Origin of the sequence: Sphingomonas paucimobilis NBRC 13935 (assembly GCF_000739895.2) — a bacterium.
Classification (GTDB): domain Bacteria; phylum Pseudomonadota; class Alphaproteobacteria; order Sphingomonadales; family Sphingomonadaceae; genus Sphingomonas; species Sphingomonas paucimobilis.
Window position 1 is genome coordinate 54,616 of the sequence record NZ_BBJS01000046.1, and the last position, 11,776, is coordinate 66,391.

An 11,776-nucleotide genomic window follows, 5' to 3' on the forward strand; every position below is an offset into this window, starting at 1 on the left:
GCCTACAGGCATGCCTCCAGCAGGGCCTGGTCGAACCCGAACTGCTTGGCCTTGTCCAGCGTATAGGGGCGCAGGCCCGCCGAGCGATATTCGCCGATGATCTTGCCGTCCGATCCTTCATCCAGATAGTGGAAGCTGAACAGCTCCTGGGTGATGATCACCGGGCCTTCCATGCCGATCACTTCGGTGATGTTGGTCACGCGGCGGCTGCCGTCGCGCAGGCGCTTGACCTGGATGACCATGTCGACCGAGTCGGCGATCTGGCGGCTGATCGCTTCCTTGGGCACCTTGATGTCCGACATCATCACCATATTCTCCATACGCGCCAGCGCCTCGCGCGGAGAGTTGGAGTGGAGCGTGCACATCGACCCGTCATGGCCGGTGTTCATCGCCGCCAGCATGTCGAAACATTCGCTGCCGCGAATTTCGCCCAGGATGATCCGGTCGGGCCGCATACGTAGCGCGTTCTTGACGAGGTCGCGGATGCTGATCTCGCCCTGGCCCTCCAGGTTGGCGGGGCGGGTTTCGAGGGGGAGCCAGTGCGGCTGCTGCAGGCGAAGCTCGGCCGCGTCCTCGATAGTCAGCACGCGCTCACCCGGGTCGATCATCTTCGATAGGGCGTTGAGCATCGTCGTCTTGCCCGAGCCCGTGCCGCCGGAAATGACGATGTTGAACCGGCTGGCGCCCGCGATCTTGAGGAGCGTCGCCATGTCGTTGCTCATCGACCCGCCGCCCGCCATCATGTCGAGCGTGATCGGCTTGGCCGAGAATTTGCGGATCGAGATGGCGGTGCCGCGCAAGCTGAGCGGCGGCACGATGACGTTGACGCGACTGCCATCCTTCAGGCGCGCGTCGGCGAGCGGGGTCGTCTGGTCGACGCGGCGGCCGACCGAATTGACGATGCGCTGCGCGACCTGGAACAGATGCTCCTCGTCGCGGAAGCGGATATGCGCGAGTTCGAGCTTGCCCTTGCGCTCGACATAGGTCTGCTCGGGCCCATTGACCATGATGTCGGTGACATCGGCATCGGCCAGCAATTCCTCGAGCGGGCCGAGCCCCAGCAACTCGTCGACCAGCACCTTTTCCAGCGCGAATTGCTCGCGCCGGTTGAGCGTCAGCTTCAGCTCGGCCAGCACCTCGCCGATGATCGGGCGGAATTCCTCGGCCAGTTCGTCCTTGCCCAGCGTCGCCGCCGCTTCGGGATCGACGCGTTCGAGCAGGCGGGGGAGAACCTGTTCCTTGATCCGGTGGATCGATGCCTCGAACCCTTCGTTGCGCGCCGGGCTGGGGTCGACCGCCGCGGCCTGGCGTTCGGCCAGCCGCTGCATCGCATCGACCGTCTCGGCGGGCGCTGGGGTCGCCAGACTGCTCAGCGGCGGAAACTGGCCACCGCCTTGCGGAGCCTCGGTTTCGGGGCGCGGGGTGGGGCCGGGGCCGTGCATCGGCCGCGCCACGCCAAAGGCCGGTCGGCCCCCCGGTGCGCTTCCCAAACCCTGACGGCGACCGAACGCATTCATCCCGCAATTCCCCATGGCATAGCGCGTCGGCATAAATGGCAAGATTTACCATATGCCTAACCGAACGCGGTTGCCGTTGCCCAAAGTGGCGGGATATGGCGGCCGGCGATGCTCAGCCGCTTCGTCCTTGCGCTCGCCCTGACCGTCGTCGGGCTTTTGCCCGCCGCGGCGCGCGCCGACGATATCGCCGCGACGGCGCGCGGGGTCGTGCGGGTCGTCACCATCGCGATGGTCGACGATCAGGTGGCGGGTTTCGGCCATGGCTCGGGCTTTGCCGTGGCGCCCAACCGCATCGTCACCAACGCGCATGTCGTCGAACTCGCCGAGCGCTATCCCGACAATGTCGTGGTCGGCGTGGTCCCTTCAGAAGGCAGCAAATCCTATCAGGGGCGGGTCATCGCCTATGATTCGCGGCGCGACCTGGCGCTGATCGAGGTGAGCGAGGCCAAGCTGCCGCCGGTCGCGCTGTTCACCGGCCCGGTGACCGAGGGCGATCAGGTCATCGCGCTGGGCTATCCCGGCAATGTCGATCTGGCGACCGCCCAGTCGGCGGCGGATTATATCCGGCCGCTGTCGCCGGTGCGGTCGCAGGGCGTCGCCTCGGGGCGGCGGACGCTGACGGGGATCGAGGTGCTGCTCCACACCGCCAGCATCGCGCGCGGCAATTCGGGCGGGCCGCTGCTCGATCCCTGCGGGCGGGTGATCGGCGTGAACTCGGCGCTGACGCGCGCGGACGAGGGCGATTCGACCTTCGGTTTCGCGATCGCCGATACCGAGCTGATGGCGTTCCTGCGCGCCGCCAAACAGCCCTATATCTCGGTGGCATCGCCCTGCACCTCGATCGAGGAGCGGTTGCGCGAGGACAGCGCGGCGGATGCGCGTGCGGTCGCCGATGCCGCCGCCGCCCGGCGCGAGGCGGCCAATACCGCGGCGCTGCGCCGGGAAGAGGCACTGAATGCCGCGCGCAGCGAAGCGGAACGGTCGCGCGAGAATGTGATGGCGCTGGCGGCACTGCTGCTGGTCGGCGGGGCGCTGGCGATCGGCGGCGCCGGGCTGCTCGAATCGCGCGGCCAGCGGCGGCGGGCGATCTGGACCGTCTCGGCGGGCGGGGTCGCGGTGGTGGCGGCGGTCGTCACCTTCCTGCTGCGCCCCTCGGCTGAGATCACCTTGCCGCGCGAATCGAGTACGACCCCCGCCGTCACGCCGTCCACCGCCGCGCTTGGCCCGCTGATCTGCACGCTTCAGGCCGATCGTAGCCGGATCACCGTGTCGTCGACGGCGGAGACTGCGTTCAATTGGGGCGCGAACGGATGCGTCGATCGCGACGTCCAGTATCTGGAAGGCGAGGGCGGCTGGCAGCGTGTGCTGGTGCCGCAGGACGAGCAGACCGTCACCATCGCGCGTTTCGATCCCGTCACGCGCACCTATACCCAGACGCGCTATATGCTGCCCGCCGCGACCATGGAGTCGATCCGCAAGCTGCAAGGGCCGGACCAGGCCCGGGCCTGTACGAAGAGCGACGCCGCGCTCCAGAAGCTGGAGGCCGAGCAGGCCGCTATCCGCCAGCAACTGCCCCCGCTGCCCAACGAGAAGCTGGTCTATAGCTGCCGCGACGCGCGCTGACGCCCCAGGCTGTCGCGCAATTCACTTGCCTGTCCCCGCTCATATCGGTTGAGATAGACCCCGTATTGAGGGCGGCTTGGGAGGGCCGGGGGGAAATGAAGAATTGGGGGATGCGCGCCGGCCGGTGGATGGCCGCTGCGTCGGTCATGGCGTGTGCGATGCTGGTGGGGACGGCGGCACAGGCCGAGTGGCGTGAGGCGCGGAGCCGGCATTTCGTCCTTTATGGTAACATGTCGGAAGATTCGCTGCGCACCATGGCGACGCGGCTGGAGCAGTTCGACGGCGCGATGCGCCAGCTCCATGCGCTCCCCGAGCAGGAGGGGCAGGAGAGCAATCCCGTCACCGTCTACGTCCTGCCCGACGAATCGGCGGTGCGGCGGCTTTATGGCAAGGGCGGCGACCATGTCGCGGGCTTCTACGAACCGCGCGTTTCCGGATCGGTGGCGTTCACCCCGATGCGCGGGCAGGGCGACGGGCTGAATGCGCTGAAACCCCAGATCGTGCTGTTCCACGAATATGCCCATCATTTCCTGCTGGGCAATTCGCGCATCGCCTATCCGGCCTGGTACTCGGAAGGCTATGCCGAGTTCGTCAGCACCGCACGGTTCGATCGCGAAGGGATCATGGTCGGCGTCGCGGCGCAGCACCGGGCCTATGGCCTGATCGACAGCAGCAAGCTGCCGATCGAAACCCTGTTCGATTCGACCCGGCGCAAGCTCGATCCGGGCGAGCTCGATCAGGTTTACGGTCGCGGCTGGCTGCTGACCCATTATCTGCAGTTCGACCGGACGCAGGCGCCCAAGCTCAACGAATATCTGAAGCTGCTCAACCAGGGTGTGCCCAGCATCGCGGCCGGCGACAAGGCGTTCGGCTCGCTCAAAGCGCTGGACCGCAGCCTCGACGCCTATCTGCGCCGCAGCACGATCCCCGGCCTGCTGATCCGCTTCGACCGCCTGCCCAAGGCGGAGATCGCGATACGGACGCTCGGCCCCGGCGAGCAGGCGATGATGCCGCTGCGCATGCAATCGGATCGCGGCGTGAACCGCACGACGGGCCAGCAGGTCTATGATCGCGCCGCCAAGATCGCGGCATCCTATCCGAACGAGGCGGTCGTGCAGGGCTGGTTTGCCGAGATGGCCTATGATGTCGGGCAGGACGTCGTGGCCGAAGCGGCGGCGGACCGGGCGCTGGTGGCCGATCCCAAATCGCAACAGGCGCTGCTCTACAAGGGGCTGCTCCACCTTCGTCGCGCCTATAGCGAGCATAGCAAGGACGCGGCCCGCTGGCGCGAGGCGCGCAGCTGGATCATTCGCGCCAATCGCATCGACCCCAATTCCGCCGAGCCGCTGGCAACCTTTTACCGCAGCTTCTTGATGGCGGGCGAGAAGCCGAGCGAATCGGCGGTCGCCGGGCTGGAGCGCGCCTTCGACCTCGTGCCGCAGGACAAGGGGCTGCGCTTCATGCTCGCCGGGCAGCAGATCAATGCCGACCAGATTGACGAGGCAAAGCGTACCTTGCGTCCGCTCGCCTTCGATCCGCACTCGGCCGCCGACAATCCGGCGGCGACCCTGCTCACGCTGCTGGAGGCGGGCAAGAGCCAAGAAGTGAAGGTCGCGCTGGCGACGATGACCGACCGCCGAAGCGACGACGAATGACTCGCGTCACGCCGCCGCCTGCCACGCCAGCCAGCCGCGCGAAACCGCCTCGATAAAGGCGGTGCGGCGGGCGGCCTCGGGCAGTTGCGGATCGGCTATGCCCGCATCGGCGACGGCTTGGGCCAAGCGTCGAAGGGTGTCGCCCGTCGCCGGATGGAGCGTGGCGGCGGGAAAGGCGGCGGTCAATAAGCGGGCATCGGGCTCGAAGGCGACCCGCGCCAGACCGCGCGGGGTAACAGCGACCAACAGCGACCCCAGCGGGGAGGGCAGCACGGCCCAGTCGATCCTCACTCCTTCGCCGCCGCGCCGCCACTGGCCCGGCGCCATGCCCAGCCGTTGTTCGCTATCGGCATAGAATCGGCTCGGCCCGGCATAGCCTGCTTCGTAGAGCGCCTGGGTGATGCTCTGTCCGTGCGCCAGCGCCTGGGTCGTGCGCGCGGCGCGACAGGCGCGGGCATAAGCGGCGGGTGTCACGCCGGTGGCGCGCTTGAACAGCCGGTGGAAATGATGCGGGGCATAGCCGACCCGTTCCGCAAGTTCGGCCAGCGCCGGCGGGCCCTGCGCCGCCTCGATCGCTGCGATCGCATCCGCCACGGCCTGCCGATCGCGCGCCACCGCATCGGGCAGGCAGCGCAGACAGGCGCGATAGCCGGCGGCGCGGGCGGATTGAGTGTCGGGATAGAAGTCGACATGCTCGCGCCGGGGGCGGCGGGCCGCGCAGCTCGGACGGCAGTAAATGCCGGTCGTCCGCACCGCGACGACGAAGCGGCCATCGGCCGCCCGGTCGCGTTGCTCGAAGGCGCGCCAGGCGGCCTCCGTATCAAGGTTGCTCGTCCGAGGGGGAGGGCTGTTTTCCATCTCGGGAATGATGTTAGCGCAGGGGCGGGGCGGTTTCATCCCGTGGCTTGCGGTCAAAACCCACTGACATCTTCGTCACCAGCCTGTCACAAGATGCGCCACGCAGCTTGCATCGAAAGGTTCCCGATGCTAACCGCCCGCCAACCCATCGGAGGCGCGTTTTTCGCGCCCCGTTCCCCATGGGGCCAACCCGTTCGTTGTTCGAGGAATTCGCATCCGTGGAGATGTCCGGCGGTACTATAAGCGGCACAGGCGGCATCCAGGCAAGTCTGGGTGGTCGTTATGCGCTCGCGCTGTTCGAAACGGCCGCTGAGCGCCGTTCGATCGACACGATCGAGGCCAGCCTCGTCACCCTGCGCGATGCGCTGGCCACGAACAAGGATCTGGCCGCGCTGACCAAGAGCCCGGTCGCGGCGCGCGGTGCCGCTGTCAAGGCAGTGCTGGCCGTAGCTGACACGCTGGGTCTCGATGGCGTGACCAAGAATTTCCTCGGCGTCCTTGCCGAGAATCGGCGCCTCTCGGCGCTGCCGCAGATCATCCGCGCGTTCCGCCAGCTGGCCAGCCGCCATCGCGGCGAGGTCGCGGCCGAGGTGACGAGCGCCCACCCGCTGACCGAAGCGCAGGTCGCCGAGCTGAAGCAGCAGCTGCGCACCCGCGTCGGCCGCGAAGTGTCGGTCGACCTGTCGGTCGATCCTGACCTGCTCGGCGGGCTTGTCGTCCGCATCGGTTCCCAGATGATCGATAGCTCGATCCGCACCCGTTTGAATGCGCTCGCCAGCGCGATGAAAGGCTGACGTTCCCATGGATATCCGCGCCGCAGAAATCTCCAAGGTCATCAAGGACCAGATCGCCAATTTCGGCACCGAGGCCCAGGTCAGCGAGACCGGCCAGGTGCTGAGCGTCGGTGACGGCATCGCGCGCATCTACGGCCTCGACAATGTCCAGGCGGGCGAGATGGTCGAGTTCGCCAATGGCGTGCAGGGCATGGCCCTCAACCTCGAAGCCGACAATGTCGGCGTCGTGATCTTCGGTTCGGACGCCGAGATCAAGGAAGGCGACACCGTCAAGCGCACCGGCACCATCGTCGACGTGCCGGTCGGCCGTGGCCTGCTCGGCCGCGTCGTGGACGGCCTGGGCAACCCGATCGACGGCAAGGGCCCGATCGAGGCGACCGAGCGCCGCCGCGTCGAGGTGAAGGCGCCGGGCATCATCCCGCGCAAGGGCGTGCATGAGCCGGTGCAGACCGGCCTGAAGGCGATCGACGCGCTCGTCCCCGTCGGCCGTGGCCAGCGCGAGCTGATCATCGGCGACCGTCAGACCGGCAAGTCGGCCGTCGCGATCGACGCCTTCATCAACCAGAAGACGGTCAACGCGGGCACCGACGAGTCGAAGAAGCTTTACTGCATCTACGTCGCCGTGGGTCAGAAGCGCTCGACCGTCGCGCAGCTGGTCAAGACGCTCGAAGAGAATGGCGCGATGGAATATTCCATCGTCGTCGCCGCGACCGCGTCGGAGCCCGCCCCGCTTCAGTTCCTGGCGCCCTACACCGGCACCGCGATGGGCGAGTATTTCCGCGACAACGCGATGCACGCGCTGATCGTGTTCGACGATCTGTCGAAGCAGGCCGTCGCGTACCGCCAGATGTCGCTGCTGCTGCGCCGCCCGCCGGGCCGTGAAGCCTATCCGGGTGACGTCTTCTATCTGCACAGCCGTCTGCTCGAGCGTGCGGCCAAGATGAACGACGCCAACGGCGCCGGCTCGTTGACCGCACTGCCGATCATCGAGACCCAGGCGGGCGACGTGTCGGCGTACATCCCGACCAACGTGATCTCGATCACTGACGGCCAGATCTTCCTCGAAACCGACCTGTTCTTCGCGGGCATCCGCCCGGCGATCAACGTGGGCCTGTCGGTCAGCCGCGTCGGCTCGGCCGCGCAGACCAAGGCGATGAAGAAGGTGTCGGGCTCGATCAAGCTGGAGCTTGCCCAGTATCGCGAAATGGCCGCCTTCGCGCAGTTCGGCTCGGACCTCGACGCCTCGACGCAGAAGTTGCTGAATCGCGGTGCGCGCCTGACCGAGCTGCTCAAGCAGCCCCAGTTCAACCCGCTGCCCTTCGAGGAGCAGACGGCGTCGATCTTCGCAGGCACCAACGGCTATATCGACAACGTGCCGGTGGCGCAGGTCGTCCGCTACGAAGCGGCGATGCTCGCTTACTTGCGCAACGATCACGCCGATGTGCTGGCGATGATCCGCGACACCAAGGATCTGGGCGACGAGGCCAAGGGCAAGCTCAAGGCCGCGCTCGACCAGTTCGCGAAGATCTTCGCGTAAGGAAACATGGCCCTCTCCCCTGGTGGGAGAGGGTTGGGTGAGGGGGCGCCGCAAGCGACCCCGCCCCTGGCAACCCCTCACCCCGACCCTCTCCCGCGAGGGGAGAGGGAGGCAGAAGGACGAAGATGGCGAGCCTCAAGGCCCTCAAGATCCGGATCAACTCGGTCAAGTCGACCCAGAAGATCACCAAGGCGATGAAGATGGTCGCCGCCGCCAAGCTGCGCCGTGCGCAGGACGCGGCGCAGAACGGCCGTCCCTATGCCGAGCGCCTGGAAACGGTGATGGCCAGCATGGCTGCGCGCGTGGGCGGCGTCGGCGCATCGCCGCTGCTGGCGGGCACCGGCAAGGACGATGTCCAGCTGCTGGTCGTCGCCACCTCGGAGCGTGGTCTGGCGGGTGCGTTCAACACCAACATCGTCCGCGCCGCGCGCCGCAAGGCCGAAGAGCTGACCGCGCAGGGCAAGACGGTGAAGTTCTATATCGCGGGCAAGAAGGGGCGCGTGCTGAAGCGCTTCTTCCCCAACGCGATCCTCGCCGATCATGACATGAGCACGATCAAGGCGCCCAAGTTCGACGACGCGCGGGTCATCGCCGACGACCTGATCGCGCGCTTCGAGCGCGGCGAGTTCGACGTGGCGCATCTGTTCTACTCGAAGTTCGTCTCGGCGCTAGTGCAGGACCCGGTCTCGCAGCAGCTGATCCCGGTGCCGATGCCCGCGCCGAGCAAGGCCGAAACCTCGGTCGAGGCGGTCGCCGAGTTCGAGCCGAGCGAAGAGGACATCCTCGACGCGTTGCTGCCGCGCAACGTCGCGGTGCAGGTCTTCCGCGCGCTGCTGGAAAACCAGGCCGGTTTCTACGGCTCGCAGATGAACGCGATGGACAATGCCACGCGCAATGCGGGCGACATGATCCGCCGTCTGTCGATCCAGTATAACCGCACGCGTCAGGCCGCGATCACCACCGAGCTGGTCGAGATCATCTCGGGCGCCGAGGCGCTCTGATGCGTCTCGCGCTCCTTCTGGGCCTGACGGTCGCTCTGGCCGGATGCGGCCAGGCGTCCGACCAGCCGAAGGAGACGCCCAAGGCTTCGCCGACGCCGTTCGTGACGGGCGGCTGGGCGACCATATTCGGCAATGCGCCGGAGACGGTCAGCCTGCTCGACCGGATGGGCTTTCGCATGACCGGCTATGCGCCCGTCCAGGGGCAGTATCGTGCGATCGCGCAGGCCACGCCGATGGCCGACCCGGCGGTGACGCCGATCAACATGGGCAACCTGATGGTCGAGGGCGATGCGAAGCAGTTGAAGGAACTTCGCTTCTCGCTCGACCTCGTCAATCTCGACACCAGCCCGTTCGCCAAGACGCAGTTCATCCGCTGGGTCACCAAGCCGATGGATCAGCTGGGTCTGGACGGCAAGGATGCGGTTTCGGCCGCGATCCAGACCGAAAGCGCCACCACCGGCCATCTGACCGGCGCCGATTACCGTGTTACCCGTGACAAGATCGACGGTGGCCGCCGTCTGGTCGTGACCTTTACCCGCCCCGAAGCTATGTCGGGCTCTACCGAACCAAGGAAGCAATGATGGCAACCGCCGCTGAGGACATCCGGCCGACCACGGCCACCAACAATGTCGGCACGATCGCCCAGGTCATCGGCGCGGTCGTCGACGTTCACTTCCCCGAGAACCTGCCCGCGATTCTGTCGGCGCTGGAGACGGACAATAACGGCACCCGCCTGGTGCTCGAAGTCGCGCAGCATCTGGGCGAAAACACCGTCCGCACGATCGCGATGGACACGACCGAGGGCCTGACCCGCGGCCAGACCGTGACCGACACCGGCAACCAGATTCAGGTGCCGGTCGGCCCCGCGACGCTCGGCCGCATCCTGAACGTCGTCGGCGAGCCGATCGACGAGCGTGGTCCGGTCGCCACCGACCTGCGCGCCCCGATCCACGCCAAGGCGCCCGAGTTCATCGAGCAGTCGACCGAGAGCGCGATTCTGGTCACCGGCATCAAGGTCATCGACCTTCTCGCGCCGTACGCGAAGGGCGGCAAGATCGGCCTGTTCGGCGGCGCCGGCGTCGGCAAGACGGTTCTGATTCAGGAACTCATCAATAACATCGCGAAGGGGCACGGCGGCACCTCGGTCTTCGCGGGCGTCGGTGAGCGTACCCGCGAGGGCAACGACCTGTATCACGAATTCCTCGACGCGGGCGTGATCGCCAAGGACGCCGAGGGCAACGCGATCAGCGAGGGCTCGAAGGTCGCGCTGGTCTATGGCCAGATGAACGAGCCGCCGGGCGCCCGTGCGCGCGTCGCGCTGTCGGGTCTCGCTATCGCGGAATATTTCCGCGACCAGGAAGGCCAGGACGTGCTGTTCTTCGTCGACAACATCTTCCGCTTCACCCAGGCGGGTGCGGAAGTGTCGGCGCTGCTGGGCCGCATTCCGTCGGCCGTGGGCTATCAGCCGACCCTGTCGACCGACATGGGCGCGCTGCAGGAGCGCATCACCTCGACCAACAAGGGCTCGATCACGAGCGTCCAGGCCGTGTACGTGCCCGCCGACGACTTGACCGACCCGGCGCCGGCCACCTCGTTCGCACACTTGGACGCGACGACCGTGCTCAACCGCGCCATCTCGGAGCTGGGCATCTACCCGGCCGTCGACCCGCTCGACTCGACCAGCCGCGTGCTGGAGCCGCGCATCGTCGGTCAGGAGCATTATGAGACGGCCCGTGCGGTCCAGTCGCTGCTCCAGCGCTACAAGGCGCTGCAGGACATCATCGCGATCCTGGGCATGGACGAGCTGTCGGAAGAGGACAAGCTGACCGTCCAGCGCGCCCGCAAGATCCAGCGCTTCCTGTCGCAGCCCTTCCACGTCGCGGAAGTCTTCACCGGCATCTCGGGCAAGTTCGTCCAGATCGAAGACACGATCCGTTCGTTCAAGGCGGTGGTCGACGGCGAGTACGACCATCTGCCGGAAGCGGCCTTCTACATGGTCGGCGGCATCGACGAAGCCGTTGCCAAGGCCGAGAAGCTGGCCCAGGAGGCCTGATGTCCGCGCCGCGCCGCGAGGATGCGGTCAATGACGTCTGTCCCTGGTCGGGTAAGCCGATCAGCGACGACGGTTTGACGGTCTATCGCGGCGCGGTGGTCGGCTTCTGCAATCCTGGTTGCCGGGACAAGTTCGACGCGGCCATCACCGCGTTCGACCGCGCGATTGAAACGAGACCCTGACATGCTGCACTTCGAACTCGTCACGCCTGAAAAGCTTCTCCGTTCGGAGGAGGTGCATATGGTGGTCGTCCCCGGCACCGAGGGCGATTTCGGCGTGCTGGAGGGCCATGCGCCCTTCATGTCGACCATTCGCGACGGCGCGATCCAGGTGTATCGCACCGACAAGGGCGAGCCAGAGTCGATCCAGATCCGCGGCGGCTTCGCCGAGGTGGGGCCCAAGGGTCTGACCGTGCTGGCGGAGCATGCTGGGTAAGGCTTTCCGGCCTTTACCGGGTTCTGAAACGGTCGTGGCGCAAGCTGCGGCCGTTTTCGTTTGTTTGGGGCGTGGCCTTCGACTTCACTCAGGCTGAACGGCGGTTGGGATTGGCCCTCATATCCCACGCTTCGTTCAGCCTGAGCGAAGTCGAAGGCCACGGGATCGCAGAGAAGACTTTGGTTCGCGCGGAGGCGCGGAGAACGCGGAGGTGTCTCGCCCGTCGGATCTACGGCCCGTCACAATTGGCCAGCGATGACGGGGCGGCGGTGCCGCCAGTACGACACCTCTGCGCCCTCTTCG

11 protein-coding genes are annotated in these 11,776 nt (G+C 66.8%); 9 read left to right on the forward strand and 2 right to left on the reverse strand.

All coding sequences use genetic code 11. The features are described 5' to 3' along the window. Nucleotides 1–2: 2 nt before the first annotated feature. Nucleotides 3–1,517: an ATPase, T2SS/T4P/T4SS family gene (locus SP6_RS14685; RefSeq protein ID WP_007406896.1), complete on the reverse strand. Its 1,515-nt coding sequence runs from the start codon at nt 1,515–1,517 to the stop codon at nt 3–5. Between the two features lie 108 nt (nt 1,518–1,625). Here SP6_RS14685 and SP6_RS14690 point away from each other — a divergent pair, with 108 nt between their 5' ends. Continuing rightward, a complete protein-coding gene (locus SP6_RS14690; protein WP_007406911.1) occupies nt 1,626–3,140 on the forward strand; it encodes a S1C family serine protease in 1,515 nt (504 codons plus the stop codon). A gap of 95 nt (nt 3,141–3,235) precedes the next feature. Next, the gene (locus SP6_RS14695; protein ID WP_233419833.1) at nt 3,236–4,795 is read left to right on the forward strand and encodes a tetratricopeptide repeat protein; all 1,560 of its coding nucleotides are present in this window, start codon (nt 3,236–3,238) and stop codon (nt 4,793–4,795) included. Between the two features lie 6 nt (nt 4,796–4,801). On the opposite strand, the gene SP6_RS14700 is transcribed toward SP6_RS14695, so the two are convergent. Further along, nucleotides 4,802–5,653: a bifunctional transcriptional activator/DNA repair enzyme AdaA gene (locus SP6_RS14700; RefSeq protein WP_050794229.1), complete on the reverse strand. Its 852-nt coding sequence runs from the start codon at nt 5,651–5,653 to the stop codon at nt 4,802–4,804. 224 nt (nt 5,654–5,877) lie between these two features. Here SP6_RS14700 and SP6_RS14705 point away from each other — a divergent pair, with 224 nt between their 5' ends. From SP6_RS14705 to SP6_RS14735, 7 genes are all read left to right on the forward strand, one after another. After that, nucleotides 5,878–6,447 carry a F0F1 ATP synthase subunit delta gene (locus SP6_RS14705; RefSeq protein WP_007406898.1) on the forward strand — a complete coding sequence of 190 codons (570 nt, stop codon included), beginning with the start codon at nt 5,878–5,880 and terminating at the stop codon, nt 6,445–6,447. Nucleotides 6,448–6,454: 7 nt separating this feature from the next. Further along, the gene (gene atpA, locus SP6_RS14710) at nt 6,455–7,984 is read left to right on the forward strand and encodes a F0F1 ATP synthase subunit alpha (RefSeq protein WP_007406897.1); all 1,530 of its coding nucleotides are present in this window, start codon (nt 6,455–6,457) and stop codon (nt 7,982–7,984) included. Nucleotides 7,985–8,109: 125 nt separating this feature from the next. After that, nucleotides 8,110–8,985, forward strand: a complete 876-nt coding sequence (locus SP6_RS14715; protein WP_007405188.1) for a F0F1 ATP synthase subunit gamma — start codon at nt 8,110–8,112, stop codon at nt 8,983–8,985. Further along, nucleotides 8,985–9,566 carry a hypothetical protein gene (locus SP6_RS14720; protein ID WP_007405057.1) on the forward strand — a complete coding sequence of 194 codons (582 nt, stop codon included), beginning with the start codon at nt 8,985–8,987 and terminating at the stop codon, nt 9,564–9,566. Before SP6_RS14715 ends, SP6_RS14720 begins: the two co-directional genes overlap by 1 nt. Next, on the forward strand, nt 9,566–11,038 hold the full coding sequence (atpD, locus tag SP6_RS14725) for a F0F1 ATP synthase subunit beta (protein ID WP_007405035.1): 1,473 nt from the start codon (nt 9,566–9,568) through the stop codon (nt 11,036–11,038). The genes SP6_RS14720 and atpD overlap by 1 nt, the downstream gene beginning before the upstream one ends. After that, nucleotides 11,038–11,220, forward strand: a complete 183-nt coding sequence (locus SP6_RS14730) for an eL24 family ribosomal protein (RefSeq protein ID WP_007405111.1) — start codon at nt 11,038–11,040, stop codon at nt 11,218–11,220. The genes atpD and SP6_RS14730 overlap by 1 nt, the downstream gene beginning before the upstream one ends. A gap of 1 nt (nt 11,221) precedes the next feature. Then, on the forward strand, nt 11,222–11,473 hold the full coding sequence (locus tag SP6_RS14735; protein ID WP_007405041.1) for an ATP synthase F1 subunit epsilon: 252 nt from the start codon (nt 11,222–11,224) through the stop codon (nt 11,471–11,473). The last annotated feature ends 303 nt before the right edge of the window (nt 11,474–11,776 follow it).